This window comes from Moraxella sp. CTOTU46711, from assembly GCF_031975715.1.
Classification (GTDB): Bacteria; Pseudomonadota; Gammaproteobacteria; order Pseudomonadales; family Moraxellaceae; genus Faucicola.
The window spans coordinates 12,310-37,479 of record NZ_DALYMP010000007.1 but is presented as its reverse complement, the minus strand read 5'-3'; the positions used below and the strand labels follow the sequence as shown (position 1 = coordinate 37,479).

Below are 25,170 nucleotides of genomic sequence, written 5' to 3'. Positions count from 1 at the left end.
ATGATTAAAGCGCGGCGGCTAAAAAACCCGTCAAAGCAGACAATGGATGATTTAGCGCAGCCAAATGAACCCTATTCTGTAATACCCAGTATATCACCAGCAATAAAAACACCAACAAAAATCCAAGCTGAATCCACAAAAAATAGCGATGCTTAAAGCCCAATCGACGCAGCTTGGCATGGCTATAACTGCCCTTATCAAAGTTAGTATGTTGATGCCTTTGCCATTTGCCCGAACGATAATAGTTTTCTACATCTGCAAGTAACCTTGGCACACTGGCGCTATCAAATTGCCCAGTTTCAAAATAGTCTAGCAGGGGGCTAATATCATCGACATCATCCATATCATTGACGCTATCTAAATTGATGCAGTGCATTTTCCAATGCCCAAACAGCGCATTGGGCGCTTGTCCCTGTTCAATAACGTGAATATTTTTGTGTCTTTTATCGGCTTTGATTTTGTCAAATAGCTGGGTGATAGTGTGCTCACTACCTTCCATATATTGTAGAAAATTGCCTTGCTTGAGAAATAGTACGCTATTGACATTTGCCTGAGTGTTGCGCGCGACTGACTGACGATAGATATCAGGCAACGTCATCGTATGCAAACTTGCTTGTAAGGTAATTTTGCTCGTGTAGATAAGATAAAAGACTGACATCACAGGATCCTTAGATAAATAAATCGGTTAGACGTCTATGACTTTTTAATAGCGTTTTCTTCAAACGTATTAAGAATGTAATTTTTATTAATTATTAAGTAATAATATACCAGTTTTTTTTAATTTTTGCTCAAAAATTATACAAAATCACCAATTTTTGTTAAATTTTTCAACTAATTTACCCTAGTCTTATATCTGCGTGCGCTACCAGCGCGTATGGCTATCAATATTTCGCTGCTTAGACTCACTGAGTTAATGCTATAATAGCGCGCAAATAAGAAATGGGCGCGCATACTAGCTTCACCCAGTTTGATGAGGTGATTGTTAAGGTTAATTTGGACAATATTTTGAACAATACTAGCTGATAGCGCTTATTTTCTGTCCCTATTTTTCAATCAGTTTTTTAATCAATGTTATTCCAATAAATAGCTAACAAAGGCACTTTTATGGCATTTAATACAACGGCAGAAATTATCGATGACATCCGTGCAGGCAAAATGGTCGTTTTGATGGATGATGAAGACCGTGAGAACGAAGGCGACTTGGTGATGGCAGCCACCCATGTACGCCCAGAAGATATTAACTTTATGATTACCCATGCGCGTGGCTTGGTGTGTTTGACCATCACCGCTGACCGCAGTGAACAGCTCAATCTACCGCTTATGTCGGATAAAAATGGCGCTAAATTTAGCACCAACTTCACGGTATCAATCGAAGCGGCAGAAGGGGTCACCACAGGGATCTCAGCAGCGGATCGCGCCAGAACCATCCAAACAGCGGTGTCTTCGACTGCCAAGCCAGAAGACATCGTACAACCGGGGCATGTATTCCCAATCGTGGCACAAAATGGCGGTGTGCTACATCGTGCCGGTCATACTGAAGCCGGCTGTGACCTAACACGCTTGGCAGGACTTGAACCTGCCGCAGTGATTTGTGAAATTATCAAAGAAGATGGCGAAATGGCGCGCCGTGATGACCTAGAGATTTTTGCCAAAGAACATGGCTTAAAAATCGGTACCATCGCTGATTTGATTAATTACCGTATTGCTAACGAGCAAACGGTCGAAATGGTTGCGACCTATCCTATGCAAACTGAGTTTGGTGAGTTTACGGCCTATCGTTTTAAAGAAAAAAATTCAGAGGATACCCATTTGGCACTGGTCAAGGGCAACCCTCAAGAAGGCGTGAGCACTGTGCGGGTGCATAGCTTCCAGCCATTGCGCGATTTATTCACCGTGCAGTTACCCAACAGCGGTAAGAGTAACTGGGATATTCATGCCTCACTCAAAGAAATCAGCCAATCAGAGCGTGGCGTGTTTGTCTGGATTGGGCATCAGCAAGCAATTGATATGGGCGAAGCGCTCGATAACTTTGTCGCTGACAAACCCAACTCACCGCTTAAACACCAACCCTACCGCAGCATTGGGGTTGGCTCACAGATTTTACGTTATCTGGGCGTGCGTGATATGCGTTTACTGTCATCACCGCTCAAATTCAACGCGTTATCAGGGTTTGACCTAAACTTGGTCGAAACCGTTGCCAATCCAGACCACAAATAGTGATTCATCAGATAGCCATTTATCAGCCAAAAAGAGCCACGAGCATTGCAGCTTGTGGCTTTTTTTTAACGATTTTAGTAACAGTTAAGCCGTATGACTTTCTAACTCGGCAAGTTGTTGGCGTTGACCATCAGAAATCGGTTGTTTGTTTTTACCGGTTTGGTCAAAAAATACAATGACGGATGACACAGTGGCGACGACTTTTTGCTGGGCCGTGCTAAAGTAAACATAGTCATGCGTCAGACTGGTATTGCCTATTTTTTTGGCACGAATGCCAATCCAAAGCACATCGGGGAAAGTGACCGAATTTAAATACTGGCAAGATGACGAAGCGAGCACGGTATAAGTTTGTAAGTTAAACATATCGACTTGTTCAAGGTAGTGGATACGTGCGCGCTGGGCATAGTTGTAATACACCACGTTATTGACATGATTGAACGCATCCATATCACCCCATTCGACTTTTTGCTCATAGATAACAGCAAAGCCTTTTAATGGGTGATTGTCTTGTTGGGCGATGTCCTGGCGGGCGGCATCACTCATTGGGGGATTGGACATATTTTTCTCTCATACGGCTACTATTTAATATAAGGTAAAATTATTGAATCACTAGCGCAGGCGCATTAGCCCTTGCTGCTGGGTTGTGGCGACCAATTTGCCATTTTGCCAAAATTGACCGTGGTTTAGGCTTTTTGACTGTGACGTGGTATCACACCACATGTTATAGAGTAACCAATCATTCATATCAAATGGGCGGTGAAAATGCATACTATGGTCGATACTTGCCGCTTGCAACCCTTTAGTCATAAAGCTAATCCCGTGTGGCATCAGCCCCGTACCAATCAAATAAAAATCAGAAGAAAATGCGAGCAGTGCCTGTTGCACTTGAATTGACTGTTTACCCAGCTGCGGAATACGTAGCCAGTTGGCTTGGCTAGGGTCCATGATTTTTGGATGAATGGGGTCACGCGGCTGTACTGGCTTGATTTCGATATGACGCTGGCGCATAAAGCGCGCTTTTAGGGCATCGGGGATTTTGCCTACCACTTGGTCTTTGAGCTGCTGCTCGGTCAGCAACACATCTGGCGCAGGATACGTTGGCATCGCTTGTTGATACTCAAGCCCTTCTTCAAAGGGTGAAAAAGACGCCATCATGGTAAAAATTATGCTCGGTTGGTTATCGTCATCATATTGGCGTGCTGTCACTTGACGTGAGGCAAGGCTACGACCATCACGTAATTTCTCGACTTGGTAATATACAGGCTTATTGATATCGCCACCGCGCAAAAAATAGCCATGAAATGAGTGACAAGGTTTTGAATGCTCCACGGTATGGCTGGCGGCCATCAATGCTTGTCCCAGTACTTGCCCACCAAAAATACGCGCACCCACATAGTCGTGGCTTTGCCCAATAAATACACTGTCTTGATATGGCACGAGGGTTAAGGTTTCTAATAACTGCGTGACTAATTGCTGCCAACTCGCTTGCTGCTCAAACTGCTGCTGCGTTACAGCTGTTACGGGCACCTGTGGTTGGTGAGTGATATCAATCGTATGGGTATGGTTTATATCTTGCTGGCTTGCCATAGACGCTCTTATGATTAACGTTATTTTGGGTAGATAAAATGGATTAAAGTCACCCATTATACAAGAATTTTTGAGTGATAAGGTTTAGAAATTCATCAATCTATGGCATGATAAGACATATTTTAAACCTTGTATTTATCTTTAAAAAACTTACGAAAAAACTCACGCAATCACTAGGCATACTATGAATCACGTAGGGAAAAATTCAGGCACTACCCAAGCGAACAACAAAGGTACCCATCCTGCTGCGACCCCGCTGTTAAAAAATCTATACCGACAAGTCTCTGGCAAATTATTGGGGCTCGCCGTCAAATCCAAACTTATCGGCGACATCCCTAATATTAGCCAAGCTAGCACCGATGTTAGCGATGATAATTTATCGCCAGCAAGCGATAGCGATCCCTCAAGCCAGCGACTCACCTTTTATGTGCTCAAAGAGTATTCTCGTAGCAACAGTATTTTAATTGACCTAGAAACCAAACAATACGACCTACCCCCTGCCTTAGCCAATGTCATCGATCGGGCGCATGGTATTGATGAAAATACCGCAATGATTTTTTTGCATCACCATAAAACAGAAAAACTGTCTCATGACAGCGCCGTATTCTCACCTCGCCTATTACGCTTGATTGAAGCCGTCGAGCAATACCCAACGCTACACATTGATTTTATCCCTGTCACTATCTTGTGGGGGCGCGCACCAGAAAAAGAAGATTCGCTGTTTAATCTACTCACGGCTGATGAATGGCAAGTGCCCACCATCAGTAAACAGCTATTTAATATCGGGGTCAAAGGGCGGGATACCTATGTACAGTTTCACCCACCCAAAGATTTGCGTGGCATTATCGAAGATGAGATCAGCAAAAACCCTGCGCTGCAAGCCGATAGCGTGGCACCCACTGATGCTGCTAGTGAAGACCGCCATCATTTACACACCATCACTGCACGGGTACAGCAGCGTTTAGAAGGTTATCTGGATAAACAACAAGAAGCCATCTTAGGTCCTGACTTATCAGACCGTCGCAATGTGGTGGATAAAATTCTGTATACACCTGCCATTCAGCATGCCGTGAATGTCGATAGCAAAGAAAACTCGCGTGAACTCGCCAAAAGCCGAAAATTGGCACGTGGCTATTTGAACGAGATTGCCAGTGATTACTCGTCTGCAACCGTGCGCTTTTTTGACCGCTTTTTGACCTGGCTGTGGACACAGTTGTATGACGGGGTTGAGGTGGCGCACTTTGAGCGGGTACGCGAACTGGCATCCGACCATGAAATCATCTATGTGCCTTGCCACCGCAGTCACATGGACTATCTGCTGCTGTCATACGTGATTTATAAACGTGGGTTACGGGTGCCTTACGTTGCCGCAGGCGAGAATCTAAACATCCCCGTCCTAGGTCAAATATTACGCAATGGCGGTGCTTTCTTTATGCGTCGCAGTTTTAAAGGCAATCCGCTGTACTCTGCGGTGTTTCGTGAATACGTGCATAGTATGTTGATGCGTAACACGCCGATTGAGTACTTCATTGAAGGCGGTCGCTCGCGCTCAGGTCGCTTGTTACCGCCCAAAAAAGGAATGCTAGCGATGACGGTACAAAGCCATCTGCGCCAAGCGGGCAAACCGATTGTCTTTATCCCGACCTACATCGGTTATGAACGTATTATGGAAGGCGGCACTTATGTGGGTGAGCTTAAAGGTAAACCCAAAGAATCTGAGTCGCTATTGGGTTTGTTAAAAGCCAGCCGAAAAATTGAGCGCATCTTCGGTCATGTGCACGTCAGTTTTGGTCAGCCGCTGTATCTAGCTGATTTTATGAAAAAATTTGACGTTGCCCCAAATACCCTACCCAAAGACCGTACTGATAGTGATATGCCTGCCAATGTCAGCCACATGATTGACAATTTGGGTATCAAAATCATGCAGCGTATCAACCGCTCTGCGGTGCTTAACCCAGTCACTTTGCTATCTTTGGTACTGCTCGACACGCCCCATGGCGCACTCGATGAGCAAAGCTGTCGTGAACAGTTGGCACTGTATCAACGTATCGCAGAAAAAATCCCGTATGATGATGATGTGTCAATCACCCAGCAAAGCCCAGAATCCATTATTAACTATGGCGTCAAGCTTAAACTCATCGAGCGCACCCCACATGTGCTCGGTGACTTAATTCGTATTGCGGACGGTCAAGCGCCGCTACTGAGCTATTTTCGCAACAATATTTTGCATATTTATATCATCGCGTCACTGTGTGCATCACTGATACAGCGTAATGGCACCATGAGCCTAAGCACCATTGAGCGGGTGGTAGGTATCATGTATCCATTCTTGCAAGCAGAGTTGTTTTTGAAATATCCACTACGCACCTTAAATGATACTTTGCGTGAGCATATCGATACTTTGGTCGAAGAAAACATCATCGTGGACAAAGGGGTGAATGCGGACGGTCATCGCATACTGACCACACCAGAGCCGAATACCCGTAGCTATCAGCAGTTAACAGTGCTTGCCAACTCAGTTGAGCAAAGTCTAGAGCGCTACTTTATGGTACTTGCGCTGCTGAGTCAGCAAGGCTCAGGCAAACTTACCAAAGATCAAGTGATTGATTTGGGTCATCTGCTCGGTCAGCGTCTATCCGTGCTATACGAAGATGACATGCCAGATTTTTTTGACCGTGCCTTGTTTACTAGCTTTATGGATGCGCTAGAGCGTCTAGGCTATATTACGGTGTCGGCTAGTGGGGTGATTGAGTTCGATGCTCGCATTCATACCATGGCAAAAAGCGCGCGATTTATCCTTAATATGGATGTGATGCATATCTTGCAGCAAATTTCACAACTGACTGATGAGGAAATCAAACGTACCTTGACTGAACTGCAAAACAAAAAGCAACGCAAATTTAGTCGTAAAAAAGCTTAATTCCACCGAACAATAAAAAACCGTGTTATCACAACACGGTTTTTTTGCCTGCAAATCAGCCTAGCGACGCTGCTCGACAATCAATGAATCAATACGGCTATTTTGTAGTTGGCGCTGGGCTTGTGCCGCCATTTCTGGGCTACTCATGGCGCGAGAGATGACTTGATAGACAGTTTGGTCATTGTTTAAGCGTTTTTTGACGATTTGGGCATCCACCCCCGCCATTAGCACTTCAGCACGGCGTTTATCGGCATCATCGGCATTATCAAAACTATTGATTTGCAAGATATAAGTCCGCGTAGGCTCTTCATTGCCAATCACAATGGCATCGGCACTGCTTTTGTCATCGGCAGCGGTGCTGGTGTCTATCGTGCTATTGTTGGCTGAAGCGCGTGGCTTGGTACCATTATCATCAGACAACAAGGGATTATCAACCACGCTGACATTCGCTGATTTGGGCGCACTGGTGCTGTCAGCTTGGGTCAACACCACATCCGGCTGAGCCGAGACTGGCTGACTGGCAGCGGCCTCGTCGGGGACTGCACTGACCTGTTGTTCTTTGAGTAAGTCATAGAACTCGTAGTTATTGGTTTTGGGTTTGTCTTGCACCTTTGGCTGCACCATCGGCGCTTCGTCGCTGCTCGTGGTTTTGCCTTGGTTAAATGGATTCCACAAATAAACAAACAGACCAATCCCCACGGTCAATATCATGCCCACCAACATGGCAGCAAAAAACGACATCGTGCTTGGCGCTTTACGCGGGGTCGCTCCTTTGGGTCTTGCCATCATCATCTCCTACGACATCGGATACGGTAATATTACAGCGTTTTTAGCGTATCTTAATCATATCACATACTGGTTGGTGCCGTTAATCCCAACAAAATTAAGCCGTTTTGAATCACTTGGCGTACCGACTTTGATAACCGCAGACGCGCTTGCATCAAGTCAAGCTCGTCTTGGGTCGGGGTTTCGCCATCTTTGGGTAAGATACGGTTGTCGTTGTACCAACCGTGGAACAAGCTTGCCAAATCTTTGAGGTAATTGGTCAATAAATGCGGCTCATAGTTGACTGCAGCACGGCGTAACACTTCAGGGTAAGAAGCCAGTACGCTCAATAAATCCGTTTCAACAGGTTGGGTCAACAGATGTTGGTGTGCTTTGCCGGCTTTGTCATCGACTTTAATACCGCGCTCTTCAGTACGCTCAAGCACCCGGCAAATACGCGCATGCGCATATTGAATATAATACACTGCATTATCTTTGGTATGCGATTTAGCAAGTTCTAAGTCAAAGTCGATGTGCTGTTCTGGTTTACGCGCGACATAATAAAAGCGCGCGGCATCATTGCCGACTTCTTGACGCAGTTCACGTAAGGTCACAAACTGACCTGAGCGTGATGACATCTGGATTTGCTCTGTACCGCGCCACAGCGTGACAAACTGCACCAAAATTACATCCATACGCTGGGCATCGTAGCCCATCGCCGTCAACGCCGCTTTCACGCGTTTGATGTAGCCGTGGTGGTCTGAGCCCCACACATCAATAATTTTGTCATAGCCGCGGTCAAGCTTATCTTTGTGGTAGGCGATATCCGAGGCAAAATAAGTAAATTGACCATTGGCACGGCGGACGACACGGTCTTTTTCATCACCAAATTCGGTGGATTTAAACCACAAGTTGCCGTCTTTTTGGTATAAAAACCCCCGCTGCTCTAATAATTCCAAAGCAGGCACAATGGCATCTTGGATTGATTTTTCGCTAAACCATTGGTCAAAATGGACGTTAAAATCTGCCAAATCATCTTGGATATCTGCCAAGATGGTACTAAGTGCGGCTTCATGAAAAATCTGATAGTTATCACTCAAATTGGCTTTGGCATTGGCAATCAGCCCGTCAATATGGGCTTCTTTATCACCTGAGACACATACTTTTTCGCCGTTGGCATCAATTTGGTAATCGGCATCGGCAGGTACATTGAGTAGCATATGTTCCCAAGCGGTTTTTAGGCTATCGCCATGCTGTTTTTTGATGGGTTTGGCAATATCTTTGACATAATCGCCTTGGTACGCATTGGTGGGAAATACAATTGGCTCACCGCACAGCTCAAGGTAGCGCAAATAGGTACTGGTTGCCAAAATATCCATCTGACGACCCGCATCATTGACATAATACTCCCGCCCGACTTGATAGCCGACGGCTTCTAGTAAATTGGCCACACTCATGCCAAACGCAGCGCCGCGACCGTGACCCACATGCAGGCTTGAGGTTGGGTTGGCAGAGACAAACTCAACTTGGATTTTTTGACCGGCAAATTCTTCGGATGTACCGAAGTCGCCTTTTTGCTCCATAATGGTGTCTAAGATAGCAAAACGCGCGTTATCATCTAAGAAAAAGTTAATAAACCCCGGTCCTGCAATCTCAACTTTGCTAATCATATCCGAGGCAGGCAACATCGCCACGATGGTTTGTGCCAGTTCACGCGGGTTTTTCTTGGCAGTCTTGGCAGCTATCATCGCAAGGTTACTGGCAAAATCGCCGTGCGCTTGGTCTTTAGTGCGGCTGATGGTACTGTTATCAACCCAATCGATTGGCAAAATTTGCTGTTGTTTTAGTGATTCCACCACTAATGCTAAGGCTTGCGAAATGACGGGTTGTTGTTCTGACATGGAAATTCTCTTTGTTGGCTCACAGGTTTTGTTGCAGGATTGGTAGCTAAAAAAGCACGATAAATCAATGAATCACCATTGATTTGAGGCTATCACTCGCTCACAATCGATAGGCATGGATTTTGGCGTTCAATATACCAATTTTTGATGGTTTTTTCATTATAATCCTGTCAAAAGATACATGCCATTACAAGGAAACGCGGTTTTTTGGCGTATAATATGCGCTAAAATTTTGTAATGTCCGATGACAATAATAGGATAATAACATGTTTGTTTTAGTCTCTAGTGAGTTAATCACCAAACTTGGCATGTATGTGCTGCTGCCTATCTTTATCGCGTTTTTATTTTTTATCATGTACGATATTTCCAAGAAAAACAATGCCGGCAAGCAAGGCACATTTTGGATTTTTTTGGCATTGGGCGGCGGTTTTTTTGGATTTCTTATCAAAATGGTCTTGGAGTGGTATTTTAGTAGGACGCTTTAAACTACCCTACGCTAAACCTCATTAGCCTAAAAAGCCATTACCCCAAACTGCATTATCCATGTTACTTGTTCATGTATTGTTACGGTCGTTTGGCTATCATCACCGCACGAGTCGGGCGTTGATAGCCCTCGATGGTTTTGCTGCTATCATTGGGGTCAAGAAAATCGCTTAAAGATTGATAATCCATCCAGTCGGTTTTGCGTTGTTCATCCGTCGATGTCACATCCACATCGACACAGCGCACATCCACAAAGCCTACTTTGTACAGCCACAGCGACAGTGCCGCAACAGATGGGATAAAATACACGTTATTCATCTGTGCATAGCGCTCGCTTGGCACTAGCACGGATGTTGCATCCCCTTCAATCACCAGCGTTTCTAGTACCAATTCTCCGCCTTTTGCTAGCTGATTGTATAATTGCTCAAGATGCTCAAACGGAGACGCGCGGTGATACAGGACGCCCATACTAAACACGGTATGAAATAGACCTGCTTGCCCGCTAGTCAAGCTAGGATTGGGCAAGGCTTCAAGCGGTACGGGCACATAGTGCACCGTGTTGCGTCCAAAATCGTTACGGTCAGCGTCTCTGACGAAATGCCGAATCGCCATAAACTGGTGATAAAACAGACACGATGGGTCAATCACAATCACCGTGCTTGCCCCTGCGCCCGCCATACGCCAGCCGTGATAACCAGAACCGCCACCCACGTCTAGCACGCGTTTGCCGTGAAGTGGGCTGATATGCGGCAATACCCTATCCCATTTCCAATCACTGCGCCATTCGGTATCAATATGGATTTGCAGGTCACCTCGACCCAGTAAAAAACCGCCTTTGCGCCAAGGCATCAAACGTTTGAGTAGCGCATGGGTTTGCTTGTATTCATTGTCTTGCCAATCAAAAGCTGCGGTGATACAGTGTTGATTTAAGTCTACTTGCGCGGTGTCAACCACGGGCAAGCGCTCAATGAGCGATTGATAAAAGGGCGCATGGGCGTAGCGTGATTTATCTTTGATAGTAGCCAGCCAGTTGGGCAACTGGGCAAGCCATGCATTGGCAACTGGGTATTTTTCCGCCAATTGCAGCAAGGTAAGATAGACGTCGGTTTCGGCAGTTTTGATGGTAGCATTCATGGTGGACTCTTTTAGGATTGACAGGTTTTCATTGTTTAAGGGCAATCATCACTTAAACGCAATAATCGAAGCAAAGTTTAAAAACTGAAACCACGTCAAATGGCGGTCAAACCCCACCGTTGCTAAACGCTGATGATGAAAATCGAGGGTATCGGTGACAAGTACATTCTCCAGCGCATTGCGTTTACCACTGATTTCCATTTCACTATAGCCATTGGCGCGTTTAAAATCATAATACCGCTCAACACGCCACGCATCGTCCGCTTCATCGAGCAAATGGGTTTTTTCGGTCAAAATCAAAATACCGCCTTCAACCAACGCATCATAACAGCGTTTGAGTAACTGCTCGCGCTTGTCAGGAGATAAAAACTGCAAGGTTAAATTGAGCACAATCATATCGCACCGCTCAAACGTCACCTCACACACATCGGCACAAATCAGCTCGATATCATGCTCAGGATAATGCTGCATCAGTACACTTTGCGCTTTGGCGATCATCGGCTCTGAGATGTCAATGGCTTTGATTTGCAGATCTTGCGGCGCAAACTCGCCTGCGAGCGCAAAACTCACCGCCCCGAGTGAACAGCCCAAATCATAGACGCGGCTGACTTTATTGCCGTCGCTATTGGTTTGGCGAAACTGGCAATGACGTTTGGCAAAAATCGGCAACATGGCGAGCATCTGTCCGTACCCAGGCACACTACGGCGAATCATATCGGGAAAACAAGCCACCACTTGCTCATCAAAGCTAAACCGCGCATTGGCATCTAGCGGCGTGGTAAATAAGGTATCGTGGGGTGGTTTGGCTTGGGGCTGACTCATGCGGCTGACTCACTATGGCTGATTTAGCGTTACTAAGACTTAGTATCGCTGACAGTTTTATGCTCGCTTCAACAATGACACAATTAAGAAACGCTTAAACTGTCAGGTTTTTAGATAGCGGAAACTTGGTTTACATTGCCTAACTTGAATGACGAGTAAACTTTGCTATTCTAACATTTTCACCGGTTTTACTTTTAATAATTTATTTTAACCCTTATATCAAACCAATGAGATAACCATAAAAAGGTACTATTATGCAAACGATTATTTTAGGCGGTGGCTGTTTTTGGTGTACCGAATCCGTATTTAGCCATGTCAAAGGTGTGACCGATGTCACATCAGGGTATATGGGCGGTGATGAAGTAAGCGCCAACTACAAAGCCGTCTGTGGCGGTGATACCGGTCATATCGAAGTGATTAAAGTCGATTTTGATGACAGCATTATTCCGCTTGAGACGGTATTGGATATTTTCTTTGCCACCCATGATCCAACAACACAAGACCGTCAAGGTAATGATGTCGGCAGACAATATGCCTCTGTGGTGTTTTACACCGATGAAGAGCAGCAAAAACCGACCATTGACCGTGTGATTGGTGAGCTTCGTGATGAGCAAGGCATCAAGGTGGTGACCGAAGTGCATCCTGCTGCGCAGTTTTTCCCTGCCGAGGACTACCACCAAGATTATTACGCCAACAACCCGACCCAAAGCTATTGCAACTTTGTGATTCCGCCCAAGCTTGCCAAGCTCAAACAATATTTTAGCGGTTTTATGATTGAACAATAACCCGTATCCATACAGTATTAATACTTTGTTGGCACTGTATTAATGCTTTCAAAAATTGGGCTTTATACTGTTAATGCCCAATTTTTTCGCGTTAAATAATTGGACTTACCGCAACCGTGCAAAAATTAACGCTTTATCACCCAATGTGAAAAAATGTAATTAAATGCATTTACTCCTTTCACTAAGCAAGCTTTTTTTATACCCTTGAATTAGTCAAAATTCACACCGTTTGTTGATGTCTTTATCTGTCACTATTCAAGGTTTGTTATGCGTTTACTTCCGATTTTTATGGCGCTGGCAGGCGTGGCGATGATTAGCCAAGCCAATGCCGCACCGACACCGCCTAATCTTAGCAATGCCCAGTTTCAACGGTGTTTATCCAATCTCAAAAACAGTAGCACCTTTCGCGGTGTAGCCAGCACTTTAGAACAATATCGCCCAACTGAGCCTGACCCTAGTGTGATTGTCTCGCTCAACTATCAACCTGAGTTTCAAAAAGAAGTGTGGGACTATCTCTCAGGTCTGGTCGATGAAGAGCGTGTGCAAGACGGTATCAATGCAAAAAACCAACTGCAAAGCACGTTAAGTCGCATCGAGCAGCGCTATGGCGTGAAAGGGACGGATGTACTCGGCGTCTGGGGGGTAGAGTCGAACTTTGGTAAGCAGCTGGGTAAAAAAGACTTAATCCAGTCATTAGCGACCTTGTCTTGTTTTGACCGTCGTCAGTCGTACTTTCGCACGGAATACGCCAATGCGCTGCGTATCTTGCAAAATGGTGACATCCGCCGTGGTGATATGACTGGCTCATGGGCAGGGGCGTTTGGGCAAACCCAGTTTATGCCAAGTACCTTCTTACGCTTGGCGCAAGATTTTGATGGTGATGGACGTAAAGATTTGGTCAACAGCCAAGCTGATGCGCTCGCATCAACGGCCAATTTCTTGGATAAAGCAGGTTATCGCACGGGCGAGCCTTGGGGGTTTGAGGTCAAGTTGCCCGCAGGGTTCTGGGCAGATAGCAACCGCAAAGCCAAAAAACCGATGAGCTACTGGCGCAGTCAAGGCCTGACTCTTGCCAATGGTCAGCCGCTACCCTCTAGCCTTGATAGTGCAGGTTTGCTATTACCTGCAGGTATTAAAGGCCCTGCGTTCTTAGTGGGTAAAAACTTCGATGCGTTTTATAGTTATAATGCGTCAGAGAACTACGCGCTAGCGATTGCGCATTTGTCCGATATGATTAGCCAAAACCGTACTAGCAATGTCGGCTTTGTCACCCCTTGGCCAACGGATGATGCCGGTATTAGCCGCCGTCAAGCCCGTGAAATCCAGCAAGCACTGCTTAATCGTGGGTATGATATTGGTCAAGTCGATGGCATGATTGGCGATAAATCACGCTATGCCATTCAAGACTTTCAGCGTCAGCAAAATGTCAACCCTGATGGTCGCGCGGGTATGAAACTCTACCGTATGCTAATGACTCAGCCAACAGGCAATGCTCAGTACCCAACCCAATACCCGACCCAAACGCCCGTTCGATACCAGTCTGTACCGAATTCAACGGTTACTGCCACGCCGACTAAAGTGATACGCGACGCCAATGGGCGCACGAGTTACTATCGTATTGACAATGGACAAGGTGGGGTGACAACGCCTTAGTGTTTCCTGTTAATCATACCTTTCTAATCGCCCAATAAAAAACCCTTAATGTTGACATTAAGGGTTTTTTGTTGATAGTGATACGGTTTTGTTAATATCCGCGCATGGTACAACCTTATACAATAGGTGGTGGAGTGGGCTCTTCACCATCATCCATTTGGATCGGTTTGACTTCGCCTTTTGAATTGCTGCCCCAATTGTCCTCTTCGTCTTCATCCCATTTTTTGAAGTTATCACGTGGGTTAATGCCACGGCGTTTCATGTCTTCGACTTGCTCTTCAAGGGTGCGAAACTGCTGGGCTTCGTGCATGGTATCTTCAAGTTGATTGATGTTGTTTTCAAGATCGTCTGCTTGTTGGGTCACATGATTGCTCATAATTTTATCCTCTTTTTATTCTCGTTATCGTTATGTATGTTGTGAGATTATCATAACACAAACAAATGTGACGCTAGTTAGCAGGTCTGTATAACATTATCATGACATGAGTAAATCATGGCTTGGTGAAAGCTGGTATAAAATTCTTGCATAAAACACTAAAAAAGGTGTGTGAAAAACGATGGATTAAGCTTGTACAATGATGTTAATCTGCCACAGCTCGCGGATACTTCGCTCTTCTTTGACCGAGACCAACCATTGTTTTTTCACCAGTTGGCTTTTGATCCATTGATAATCGATATTACTGATTTGACAGCGAGAGACGGCATGGATTTTGGGTGAGATTTTGAGCGCCTCTGCCATCGCAGCATCTTTGAGGGCATCATTAATTTGGGTCAGCATCATATTACTGGTAAACGGCTGCGGTAGTGCTTGTAGCATTTGCACAATATCGCCCCAGCTAAATGTATAAGCCGCGCTGATTTCTTGCAAGTTGCCGCCTTCAAACGCGTGTGCGGTGTAGTTGACCAATAACGCTTCATTGAGCTCTTTTGGCGTGACTTGGGTCGGTCTGACTTCAAGTTCAGGCGGCTTTTGATCGCGCTCTAGACTACTGGCAGTTAAGGTGGGTTCCACGCTATTACGGATATGAAATCTATCCGAGACAAAAACCGACTTTAAATCACTACTAGCGTCTGTCGGTAGCGTCCTCAATGGATGGGTGTCTTTGACCCAACCTGACCGCGGAAACTTCTCTTTGATTTCCTCAAGCATTCGAACACAGTCTGGCACACCATCATGCGTCTGATCGAAATGAATGGCGCGCGAACCTTGTTCTTTAATCACCAAATTAAACAGATCCAACCGTTGACGTAATAGCTCATGTTGGCTCGGCTGGGTATTGACTAACGCAATCATCGGCACACGTTTTGAAGACGCGTAGATATAAGATAAGTGCAGATAACTGACACCGGATAGGCTTAAATGACCGTAATCATTGCCCAAAATAAAAATCATATAATCACATTGGTCGATTTGCTGGCGGCTGTACTCAACAAAATTGGTATGGGTCGCAAGCAAATCCCAAGTCAAAAAATAATCTGTCGATAGCGCATACTCTAGCGCGTTCTCTAAGTTGACATTTTCATTTCTCACCAAAGAGATATGAATATGATAACGTTTCTTTTGAGACATGCTATCTTCTCCATAACGCTCTAATGAACGCAATTAATTAAAAAAGTAAAGGGTTAAAAGCTGAATCGTTAGAAGTTAAATCGTTAAAAGCTAAAAGGGTAAAAAGCCATGCTAACTAACCAACAAGCTCAATTCACTGCGCTATGTTGAGTCACACACAAGGTAAAAAAATCAATCCCCAACTCGGGCAAAAACCGCTGCAACAGACGGGTTGCTGCCTGCTCAGTAGTGGGTAAGTTGGCGGTGGCATAAAACTGTAACCGTGGTTGCTCTTTATGAGAGGCAAACTGATTGGTTTGCTCAAGCAAATCATGCACCCGTTTGGCAATGGCATCCCCTGAATCAATCAATGCCACTTGCCCCATAGCTTGATCGGTCATCAGCTCGTCGATACGCTGTGCCAAATAGGCTTTAAAAAAAGGAAAATGGGTACAGCCCAGTACCAATTGGTCTACCTTTTTAGCCTGTAACTCACTTAGCAAGTGATCTAAATCAGTCACCGCTGGGTGATGGCTTGGCATACCCAATTCTACCCAAGGCACTAGGCTGTTAAAGCTATATTTGTGGACAGTCACTTGCTGCGGTTTGGCAACTTGTTCAATGACTTCATTGAGTAAATACCCGTGCAAGGTCGCCGGGGTTGCCAACACCGCGACTTGCTTGGTCGCCGACTGCATCACCGCAGGTTTTAATGCAGGGACTAAGCCGACAATCGGCACTTGAGGATACTGCCGCCTTGCCGCCTGTAATCCATGCGCAGAAGCACTATTGCAAGCTATCACAATAAGTTTACAGCCTTGCGAGTGTAGCCATGCCACTGCCTGCAAGGTAAGTTCACGAATCTCTGCTTCACTGCGTGAGCCATAGGGTACATGCAGGGTATCGGCGAGATAGATATAACGTTCAAAAGGCAAGCGTCGCTGCAAATGGGTCAATACTGACAATCCGCCCAACCCAGAATCAAATACGCCTATCGGCGCGCTTGCTAACTCTACCATAGCCTAATCAGTCCAACTCGCAGGGTGTTGCTATTTTAAACCGCAAAATAATCGCCTACCCATAAAATAGACCACTATCTTATACCAATTTTTAGACGCTCACTACAAAAAAATGCAGTTGCCGAATTTGACAGCAAATTCGTCACTTCGCTGGTTCACAAGCTATCAAAATTTGACTAAAGCAGCTAGTTAGGGGGTCATCGTCAAGGTAAAAGTGCTATCACCACTGTGCAAAATCAATGACGTACCTTCTTCGCCCTCTACCAACTCACCCAGTTCAATCAAATGGTAAAACACATTGCGATGAATGAGTCCGTATAGCGCTGAGTCACCATTTTGGCGCACCAACAGATAAGGTTGGCTGGCTTGTTTTTGCTGTAAGCCAGCATCATGCTGGCTAGCATGGGTAAATGGCAGACCCAAACGGATCGGATGCTGCTCGTCAGCAATCACCACATCGCCTTGCGTGGTAGTGAACTGCAACACCGGTTTGGTAGTATCACCAAATTGCTCGTTAATGACATCCACTTGATTCACTAGCAGTGGCGCGTCTTCTACTTGGATTTGCCATTTTTCAACAGGGGTTTTTAAAAAATACTCAACGTGATGGTTGTCATCAACCTCTGACCACAACACTTTGGCAAACAGATCAATGAGTAGTGGACGGGTGATTTGACTGCCTTCATGCCACCACTCACCATTGGCTTTGACCACCACATCCATCGTACCGCTGAGTTTGGGTTGCCATTTTTCAAGCGGTGGAATCTGGCGTGTCGGATGATTTGCGGTTGCTAACGCTTGCAAAGCGACCGATTGCTCGATTTGTTGGCTTAGCTCGCCTATATCAAAGCTAGTATCAAAGTTAGGTTTAAATGCGACATTATTAGTATCAGTATTAGTCATTTTTTGGCTCATATTATGCTAGTTTTTATTTAGATTAGGATTTAGAGTATTGTATGGGTTTATGAATGCCATGATGCGCTGTGTTGACATCACTTTGTGGTACATAGTAGTCAATTCAACGCTGGGTTTCAAATAGTCGCTGTTAGTAGCTGTGTCGATTTATTGTATATAAAGGTGATAGATAGCATAAGACAAGCCAGATTGGATACGATAAATTAAGTCCGGCAGTAATTTTCTCCTGCAAAAATATTAGGTGGTTAAACAGTTAATCTATTATACTAAGTAGTATTTTTTCTGAATTCATATAACGATTCATTATATGTTAAAATCAAGAAAACCATTGATAACATTGCCAGCCTGCGCCAGCAATTATTTAATGAACTGATAATCAAAGGCTAACCTTCTAGATCACTAGCCTTGCAAAAATCATCGTGATGCAACTTATGTTGATAAATTGTCAGATATAAGCTGAAGAAGCGCATTGTTTAACCCAATGCGCGCAAGGTTAAGTAAGTTGTCATCACTGAATTTTATTTTTCTAAGGAGTTTGTATGCAAGACATCGAACGCGAGCAAATGGAGTTTGACGTAGTTATCGTGGGTGGTGGACCTTCAGGTCTATCTGCGGCAATTCGTCTACGTCAACTTGCCATTGCTGCTGGCAATCCTGATTTTAGCGTGTGTATCGTTGAAAAAGGGTCAGAATTTGGTGCCCATATCTTATCAGGTGCAGTCATGGAGCCTAACGCACTGACTGAACTGATTCCTGATTGGAAAGAAAAAGGTGCGCCCGTTCGCGTGCAAACCAAAGGTGACCGCGTCTACATGCTCAAAAATGAGAACAAATACCGCGAATTGCCAGAAAAAATCGTCCCAAGCTTAATGCACAACCACGGCAACTATATTATCTCATTGGGTAACCTTGTGCGTTGGTTAGCTACCCAAGCCGAAGAGCTTGAAGTGATGATGTTCCCAGGTTTTTCTGCCGCTGAAATTCTCTACAACGAAGATGGTTCTGTTCGGGGCGTATTGACGGGTGACATGGGCGTCAATGCCGAAGGTCAACCAAAATCAGGCTATGAGCCAGGGTATGAGCTACTGGCAAAATACACCATTTTTGCTGAAGGCTGCCGTGGTCACTTAGGTAAACGTTTAATCAGCCGTTTTAACCTATCAGAAGGCAAAGACCCACAGCACTACGGTATTGGCTTAAAAGAGCTTTGGGAAATTGACCCTGCCAAACACCAAGAAGGCATGGTGCTACACGGTTCAGGTTGGCCACTTAGCGAGACGCATAGTAACGGTGGTTGGTGGTTATACTTTGATGAAAACAACCAAGTGTCATTTGGTATGGTGATTGACTTGTCTTATCACAACCCTTACCTATCGCCATTTGATGAGTTACAACGTCTAAAAACCCACCCGCTCATTCGCAATATTTTAGAAGGCGGTAAACGTTTATCTTACGGTGCGCGTGCCTTGACCAAAGGCGGTTTAAACTCATTACCAAAACTGTATTTTGCCGGTGGTGTGTTAGTGGGTGACGATGCAGGTTTCCTAAACCCAGCAAAAATCAAAGGTACTCATACCGCCATTAAATCAGGTATGTTAGCCGCTGAAGCCGTGTATGAAGCGATTGCTGCCGGTCGTCAACATGACGAAGTGCCAACTTATGAGCAAAAATTCAAAGCATCCTGGCTCTACAACGACATGTACCAAGCGCGTAACTTCGCAAATGCGATGCACCGCATGGGTATCTGGATGGGCGGTGCCTTCAACTTCCTAGAGCAAAATATATTTAAGGGTAAAATGCCACTGACTATTCGTGACAGAATGCCAGACTACGATGTGCTTGAGCGCGCAGACCACGCTTATATCCCTGAGTATCCAAAGCCCGATGGTAAGCTGACCTTTGATAAATTATCTTCCGTGTTTATCTCCAATACCAACCACGCTGAAGATCAACCTTGTCACCTAAAATTAACCGATCCAGACGTGCCAATTAAGCGTAACCTCAAAATCTTTGCTGAGCCCGCACAGCGTTACTGCCCAGCAGGGGTATATGAAGTGGTACAAAGTGACAGCGGCGCAAAATTTGTAATCAACTCACAAAACTGTGTGCACTGTAAAACTTGTGATATCAAAGACCCCTCACAAAATATCACGTGGGTCACGCCAGAAGGCGGTGGTGGTCCAAACTACCCAAATATGTAATGATGTATCAAAAAAAGCCGCTAAGTTAGCGGCTTTTTTATTGGGTTTTGTTAAAGTTATTTAAACCAAATAAGGCTCACCCACTTTGACACGCATGGTTTTACCAATACTGCTTGAATAAGTGGGCTTGGTGATATCGCTGACAAACACCCACTCGCTGGTGCATTGCTCAGGGGTCGCTGTCACAATCATATAACCGCGCTGAGAGGTATCACACCATTTTAACGTACCACCTTTGACCAGCATGGGTAAGCCCAGTGCTAACTGTTTCGGATCAACTGTCGCTAAGTATTCTTCAAAACCTGGCGACGTCACTGATTGTACCGCAAATTCCACCCCGACGGGTTCGCCTTTGACATTGACTAGATTATTTGCCCAAGCGTTATGGGTATCGCCTGCCAATACCACTAAGTTTTTTTGCATCGCGTTGGCAATACCATAAATCATCTCGCGTGCCACCGCATAACCATCCCATGCGTCTAGGTTATAAGGGATAAATGGGGCTTGCTGCAACTGTTGTACCATACTTTGCTCTTGCGGCGTCAAGGTCGTGGGCGCGGTTTGCGCTTTTTGCATTAGGGTCAGATAAGTGACGGCATCTACGCCCAAGGCAGGATTCATAAAGTTGAGTAGTACGGGGGCAGGAATAAACATCTGCCCCATCACCACTTGCTGACCCAAAACTTGCCAAGTCGACTTTGACGCTTGCAATTGACCTGCAAGCCAGTTTTGTTGCGGCAAACCGATCAATTGGCGGTTGGTATCTTGCATTGCTGCGGTGAATTTCGCGCCATCTAAAGTGAGCTGACCATTGGCGTCTTTAATTAAAAAATTATTGTAATCTAGCTGTTTGTCACGGGCAATGACACGGGTGTCTAGCATATGCAGACTGAGCAAATTACCAAAATCAAAACTACGATAAATTTGCGTCATCACACTATTACGCGTGGGCATCCATTCATGATAGGCTTTCATGGCGTCCATTTTGCGCTGATTCCAATCGCCTTCATTGGGTTGGTGGTTTTCAGCACCCGCTTTATAAGTATCATTACTAATCTCGTGGTCGTCCCATACCGCAATCATTGGCATGGCGGCATGTACAGCTTGCAAATCTTTATCGGTACGATATTGGGCATAGCGCAAGCGATAGCCAGTAATGGTGAGCAATTCTTCCACTGGAATGACTTCACGATTGAGCTGTGCGGCATGGCTTGAAGCATAGGCAGGCACCGTTTTACCTTGGTCATCGATGGTATGACGACCATATTCATAGATATAATCACCTAAGTGCAGCAGCACATCGACATCGCTGCGCTTGGCAATATCGGCATACGCATGAAAATAGCCTGCAGGATAGTTTGAACAGCTCACTACCGCAAGTTTCACTTGATTGACATTCGTGACAGGTAGGGTTTTGGTTTTGCCAATCGGACTGGTGACACCACCACATATAAATCGATAAAAATAAGGCGTATTCGGCTGTAAACCCGTGGCATCCACTTTGACCGTATAATCTTGCCCACCGTTTGTTTTGCTCGTGCCTTTATTGATGATGGTGTTAAACGTATTATCACTGGCAATTTGCCACTCGACATCAAGGCTACTACCACTGCTCACCGGTGTCACACGAGTCCATAAAATCACTTTGTCAGCAAGCGGGTCGCCACTGGCTACGCCATGTAAAAAGCTAACCTGCGCTGTGTTATCATTATCATCATTGTCATTATTACAGCCCGCTAGCATCATCGATGCACCTGCGACAGTCGCAAGCGAGGTAGATTGTAAAAAACGGCGACGGTTGATACTTGGGGTTGATGGCTGGGTGTCTTTAAGCAAATTGTGGATAGGAGAAGTTTGCTCAGCAGGCGGTTTGGTCATAGGGTTTCCTCTAGATAAGGCAAAGCAACAATATGAAAAGTCAAGTTGTGATAAGTCAAATTGTAATAAAAAGATACGCTATCGCTAGGAAACATTAGCTGACGAAGGTGACAACCGTATGACGATTGAATGAACAATTAATGGCAAATTTTAGCCAATAAAAAAGCTGACCGAAGTCAGCTTTTGTGCAGTCAAAAATCTATGTAATAAAACATACAGGGAATAAAACTAGGCATAGAACCTAGTCGCTTATCAAACCTACTAGCTAGATCCCTGCAGCCGCTTTGAATGCGGCTTCATCAAAGTCGTCACCATGGGTCACAACGATGGTGCCATTAGGGTTAATGTTGACAAATTTGACCCCTTTGATGTCTTCGGTTTTTTTGATGATTTCATCAGCAGCGGCTTGGTCTGCGATAGGTAAATCATATTTGGTTTGTGGCATAACAGGTATCCTTCATATTGATAATAAAATATTGATAACTCTATATTAATAACAGTGATATTGCGCAATGGATAAAAATTAATTAAAACCGATCGTTAGGTCAGTGTTAATTAATCAATAAGTGCATAGGGTATAACATAACAAAAAATTGGGGGTGTGAATAGTCGCTTTATCTGTAAAAATAACGCTCTATCAGAATTCAAGCGCCTACTATGCGCTATCACGCGTTAATGTATTTGATGGCATCGGGTGTCCAATGGCTGATATATTGCTGCACTTGTGATTTGCGATTTTCATCAGCAATTAGGTACTTAGCAATCGCTTGCGCCACGATTAGCAAGCTTTCATCTCTCGCTAGGTCACTGACATAGTAGCTATCAAATCCCGTCTGCCGTTTACCTAAAAGCTCGCCTGCACCGCGCAGTTCCAAATCTTTTTGCGCAATCACAAAGCCATCATTGCTATCTCGCAGCACATTGAGCCGCTCGATACCCGTTTCTGACAATGGCGTTTGATAAAGCAATACGCAAAAGCTTTTTTGGGTGCCACGTCCCACGCGTCCGCGTAGCTGGTGCAATTGCGATAACCCTAATCGCTCAGCATTTTCAATCACCATCAGCGAGGCATTGGGCACATCGACTCCGACTTCAATCACGGTGGTAGCCACCAGCAAAGCGGTTTTACCGGCTTTAAAATCCGCCATGACCGCTTGTTTGTCATTGGACTTCATTTTGCCATGCACCAAGCCAATGTTGAGATTGAGCCTATCATTCAAATCAGCATAGGTCGCTTCAGCGGCTTGCGCATCAAGCACTGTTGACTCTTCGACCAGTGGGCACACCCAGTAAGCTTGTTTGCCTTGCTCGCAGTTGGCAGCGATACGTTCAATCACTTCATCGCGTCGGTCACGGCTTATGGTGACGGTGGTGATGGGGGTGCGGTTGGGCGGCAGTTCATCAATAATCGACGTATCCATATCACCAAATGCACTCATGGCAAGGGTACGCGGTATGGGTGTGGCTGTCATAATCAGCTGATGCGGTGTGGTATGCGCCAAGCCTTTATCGAGCAGTGCCATTCGCTGCTCCACCCCAAAACGGTGCTGCTCATCAATAATCACCAAGCCCAACTTGGCAAAATTAACATGCTCTTGAAATAGCGCATGCGTACCGACCACGATTTGCACCTCGTTGTCTTGTACTTGTTGCAAGGATTTTTCACGCGCTTTGGCTGTTTGCTTACCCACCAGCCAACCCACACCGATGCCAAGCGGTTCAAACCAGCTTTTAAAGTTATTAAGATGTTGCTCCGCCAAAATCTCTGTCGGTGCCATCACCGCCACTTGCCAACCGCTATCAAGCGCATAACACGCCGCCAAAGCTGCTACCAAGGTTTTGCCTGCGCCAACATCGCCTTGCACGAGTCGCAGCATGGGCACTGACGTTGACAAATCTTTGACGATTTCCGCCACTACCCGATTTTGGGCATGGGTCGGGGTAAAAGGTAAATTAGCTAACAGCCGATTGGCAAGCGCGCTTGTGGCATCGCATCGCGGTGCTTTGTGCTGATAAAGTTGTTGTTTGCGGTACAGTAGACTTAGCTGGTGCGCGAGCATTTCTTCGATAATGAGCCGCTGACACGTCGGATGGGTGCGATTTTTTAACGCCTCTAATACAAACATTTGCTTGTTCAAATCGGTATAAATCGGTGGCTGATGAATAAAGCTAATGGCTTCTAGCAAGCTAAATTCCCCAAATGGGTTGTGGCTACCTGCTAGTAACGGAAACTGTTGGCTCAGCGCATTTTGTACGATTTGCCACTCAGCATCACTGATAATAGCCATCACAGGATTGGCTTGTTTGACCGTTTGCAGCGCAAGTCGAATCAAGCTACGCAGTTTATTTTGATGCAAGTTTTTGACCGTTGGATAAACAGGTATCAGCCCTGTATTGGTCAAAGGTTGATGTCCAGTAATAATTTCATATTCAGGGTGGCTAATTTGGGTGCCATACTTACTGATACTGATTTCGCCAAACACACGCAAGGTATTGCCCACCGCCATGGTATCGGTCAGTCCACGATAGACTTTGAAAAAGCGTAATGTTGTTTGCGCTGTCCTATCTTGCAATGTCACGCTCAGGCCCATCTTTTTGTTGTCTACGCGGACAACGGTGCCTTGTAGCAATGCCGATTGTCCATCGACGACATCACACATGTTGACCAGTCGGCTGCGATCTTCATAATCACGCGGCAAATGTAGCAACAAATCAAACACGCGTTCAATACCAAGCTGGTCAAGCTGTTCAGCGATTTTACTACCCACGCCAGCAAGCGCAGTAACAGGGAGATTAAAGATGTCAGTATTGGGTTGAATCATGGGGTTGGTCATGCAGTTCGTCATGCCTTAGACAGCTTGTTTTTATTGATTTTATTTTAATGAAAAAGGTGGTTTATTATGGCATTTTTTAACAGCATTTACAGGGTTTTGTTTTTAATATAGCGTAATTGTTAGCTACAAAAAAACCTACTAAAAGTAGGTTCTTCTATGCTTGTCTCCTAAACATAATAGGCAGAATTTTTACTACAAAATAGCGCAGATTGCTTTTTAAAATTTATGCTATATACTGATTATATATAGCATAAAAAGGATAATTTATGACCCAAGCTAGCGTATTTTTTAATAACCGCACCCAAGCTGTGCGCCTACCTGCAGATATGCGATTTGCTGATGACATAAAACATGTTCATATCCGCAAAGTCGGCAATGAACGTATTTTAACCCCTATCAATAACGTATGGGACAGCTTTTTTATTGCTAAAGACTCCGTCGCCGATGACTTTATGGCAGAGCGTAGCACTGCTCCTATCAGCCAACGCGAAAGCTTTGACTAACCTC

General features: G+C 45.1%; 21 protein-coding genes. 7 read left to right on the top strand and 14 right to left on the bottom strand.

The window, feature by feature from the left end; genetic code table 11:
* Positions 1 to 4: 4 nt before the first annotated feature.
* Positions 5 to 658 (bottom strand): BLUF domain-containing protein, encoded by a 654-nt coding sequence (locus RTJ53_RS09490; RefSeq protein ID WP_312276747.1) that lies wholly within the window; start codon positions 656 to 658, stop codon positions 5 to 7.
* 446 nt (positions 659 to 1,104) lie between these two features.
* Between RTJ53_RS09490 and ribBA the strand changes: the two genes are divergently transcribed.
* Positions 1,105 to 2,217 (top strand): bifunctional 3,4-dihydroxy-2-butanone-4-phosphate synthase/GTP cyclohydrolase II, encoded by a 1,113-nt coding sequence (gene ribBA, locus RTJ53_RS09485; protein ID WP_309594135.1) that lies wholly within the window; start codon positions 1,105 to 1,107, stop codon positions 2,215 to 2,217.
* A gap of 84 nt (positions 2,218 to 2,301) precedes the next feature.
* On the opposite strand, the gene RTJ53_RS09480 is transcribed toward ribBA, so the two are convergent.
* Both RTJ53_RS09480 and RTJ53_RS09475 read right to left on the bottom strand, forming a co-directional pair.
* Positions 2,302 to 2,775 (bottom strand): acyl-CoA thioesterase, encoded by a 474-nt coding sequence (locus RTJ53_RS09480; protein WP_312276746.1) that lies wholly within the window; start codon positions 2,773 to 2,775, stop codon positions 2,302 to 2,304.
* A 51-nt stretch (positions 2,776 to 2,826) separates the two neighbouring features.
* Positions 2,827 to 3,804 carry an acyl-CoA thioesterase gene (locus RTJ53_RS09475; RefSeq protein WP_312276745.1) on the bottom strand — a complete coding sequence of 326 codons (978 nt, stop codon included), beginning with the start codon at positions 3,802 to 3,804 and terminating at the stop codon, positions 2,827 to 2,829.
* A gap of 184 nt (positions 3,805 to 3,988) precedes the next feature.
* On the opposite strand from RTJ53_RS09475, the gene plsB reads away from it, so the two are divergent.
* Positions 3,989 to 6,724, top strand: a complete 2,736-nt coding sequence (gene plsB / locus RTJ53_RS09470) for a glycerol-3-phosphate 1-O-acyltransferase PlsB (protein WP_312276744.1) — start codon at positions 3,989 to 3,991, stop codon at positions 6,722 to 6,724.
* Between the two features lie 60 nt (positions 6,725 to 6,784).
* Here plsB and RTJ53_RS09465 read toward each other — a convergent pair whose 3' ends face one another.
* Together RTJ53_RS09465 and argS are read right to left on the bottom strand one after the other, a co-directional pair.
* Positions 6,785 to 7,510: an SPOR domain-containing protein gene (locus RTJ53_RS09465; RefSeq protein WP_312276743.1), complete on the bottom strand. Its 726-nt coding sequence runs from the start codon at positions 7,508 to 7,510 to the stop codon at positions 6,785 to 6,787.
* Between the two features lie 62 nt (positions 7,511 to 7,572).
* The gene (gene argS, locus RTJ53_RS09460; RefSeq protein ID WP_312276742.1) at positions 7,573 to 9,390 is read right to left on the bottom strand and encodes an arginine--tRNA ligase; all 1,818 of its coding nucleotides are present in this window, start codon (positions 9,388 to 9,390) and stop codon (positions 7,573 to 7,575) included.
* A gap of 266 nt (positions 9,391 to 9,656) precedes the next feature.
* Here argS and RTJ53_RS09455 point away from each other — a divergent pair, with 266 nt between their 5' ends.
* A complete protein-coding gene (locus RTJ53_RS09455) occupies positions 9,657 to 9,875 on the top strand; it encodes a DUF2788 domain-containing protein (RefSeq protein WP_007117392.1) in 219 nt (72 codons plus the stop codon).
* A gap of 79 nt (positions 9,876 to 9,954) precedes the next feature.
* Here RTJ53_RS09455 and cmoB read toward each other — a convergent pair whose 3' ends face one another.
* Together cmoB and cmoA are read right to left on the bottom strand one after the other, a co-directional pair.
* On the bottom strand, positions 9,955 to 11,007 hold the full coding sequence (gene cmoB / locus RTJ53_RS09450; protein ID WP_312276741.1) for a tRNA 5-methoxyuridine(34)/uridine 5-oxyacetic acid(34) synthase CmoB: 1,053 nt from the start codon (positions 11,005 to 11,007) through the stop codon (positions 9,955 to 9,957).
* Positions 11,008 to 11,055: 48 nt separating this feature from the next.
* Positions 11,056 to 11,829, bottom strand: coding sequence for a carboxy-S-adenosyl-L-methionine synthase CmoA (gene cmoA, locus RTJ53_RS09445; RefSeq protein ID WP_312276740.1), 774 nt, complete (start codon positions 11,827 to 11,829; stop codon positions 11,056 to 11,058).
* 254 nt (positions 11,830 to 12,083) lie between these two features.
* Here cmoA and msrA point away from each other — a divergent pair, with 254 nt between their 5' ends.
* Both msrA and RTJ53_RS09435 read left to right on the top strand, forming a co-directional pair.
* Positions 12,084 to 12,614 carry a peptide-methionine (S)-S-oxide reductase MsrA gene (gene msrA / locus RTJ53_RS09440; RefSeq protein ID WP_312276739.1) on the top strand — a complete coding sequence of 177 codons (531 nt, stop codon included), beginning with the start codon at positions 12,084 to 12,086 and terminating at the stop codon, positions 12,612 to 12,614.
* Positions 12,615 to 12,881: 267 nt separating this feature from the next.
* Complete coding sequence (locus tag RTJ53_RS09435) at positions 12,882 to 14,267, top strand: lytic murein transglycosylase (RefSeq protein WP_312276738.1); 1,386 nt, start codon at positions 12,882 to 12,884, stop codon at positions 14,265 to 14,267.
* Between the two features lie 115 nt (positions 14,268 to 14,382).
* Here RTJ53_RS09435 and RTJ53_RS09430 read toward each other — a convergent pair whose 3' ends face one another.
* The 4 genes from RTJ53_RS09430 to RTJ53_RS09415 all read right to left on the bottom strand — a co-directional run bounded on the left by RTJ53_RS09430 (position 14,383) and on the right by RTJ53_RS09415 (position 17,738).
* Positions 14,383 to 14,643, bottom strand: a complete 261-nt coding sequence (locus tag RTJ53_RS09430; protein WP_007115866.1) for a hypothetical protein — start codon at positions 14,641 to 14,643, stop codon at positions 14,383 to 14,385.
* A 186-nt stretch (positions 14,644 to 14,829) separates the two neighbouring features.
* Positions 14,830 to 15,837 (bottom strand): DUF4062 domain-containing protein, encoded by a 1,008-nt coding sequence (locus RTJ53_RS09425; RefSeq protein ID WP_312276737.1) that lies wholly within the window; start codon positions 15,835 to 15,837, stop codon positions 14,830 to 14,832.
* 128 nt (positions 15,838 to 15,965) lie between these two features.
* On the bottom strand, positions 15,966 to 16,835 hold the full coding sequence (murI, locus tag RTJ53_RS09420; protein ID WP_312276736.1) for a glutamate racemase: 870 nt from the start codon (positions 16,833 to 16,835) through the stop codon (positions 15,966 to 15,968).
* Positions 16,836 to 17,024: 189 nt separating this feature from the next.
* Complete coding sequence (locus RTJ53_RS09415) at positions 17,025 to 17,738, bottom strand: DUF1285 domain-containing protein (protein ID WP_312276735.1); 714 nt, start codon at positions 17,736 to 17,738, stop codon at positions 17,025 to 17,027.
* A 551-nt stretch (positions 17,739 to 18,289) separates the two neighbouring features.
* On the opposite strand from RTJ53_RS09415, the gene RTJ53_RS09410 reads away from it, so the two are divergent.
* Entirely contained in the window at positions 18,290 to 19,951 is a 1,662-nt protein-coding gene (locus RTJ53_RS09410; protein ID WP_312276734.1) for an electron transfer flavoprotein-ubiquinone oxidoreductase, read from the top strand.
* 60 nt (positions 19,952 to 20,011) lie between these two features.
* On the opposite strand, the gene RTJ53_RS09405 is transcribed toward RTJ53_RS09410, so the two are convergent.
* The 3 genes from RTJ53_RS09405 to recG all read right to left on the bottom strand — a co-directional run bounded on the left by RTJ53_RS09405 (position 20,012) and on the right by recG (position 24,663).
* Complete coding sequence (locus tag RTJ53_RS09405) at positions 20,012 to 21,829, bottom strand: alkaline phosphatase D family protein (protein ID WP_312276733.1); 1,818 nt, start codon at positions 21,827 to 21,829, stop codon at positions 20,012 to 20,014.
* Between the two features lie 265 nt (positions 21,830 to 22,094).
* Positions 22,095 to 22,274, bottom strand: coding sequence for a hypothetical protein (locus tag RTJ53_RS09400; RefSeq protein ID WP_036592470.1), 180 nt, complete (start codon positions 22,272 to 22,274; stop codon positions 22,095 to 22,097).
* Between the two features lie 220 nt (positions 22,275 to 22,494).
* The gene (gene recG / locus RTJ53_RS09395) at positions 22,495 to 24,663 is read right to left on the bottom strand and encodes an ATP-dependent DNA helicase RecG (RefSeq protein WP_312276732.1); all 2,169 of its coding nucleotides are present in this window, start codon (positions 24,661 to 24,663) and stop codon (positions 22,495 to 22,497) included.
* Between the two features lie 266 nt (positions 24,664 to 24,929).
* Between recG and vapB the strand changes: the two genes are divergently transcribed.
* On the top strand, positions 24,930 to 25,166 hold the full coding sequence (gene vapB / locus RTJ53_RS09390; RefSeq protein ID WP_312276731.1) for a type II toxin-antitoxin system VapB family antitoxin: 237 nt from the start codon (positions 24,930 to 24,932) through the stop codon (positions 25,164 to 25,166).
* Positions 25,167 to 25,170 lie beyond the last annotated feature (4 nt).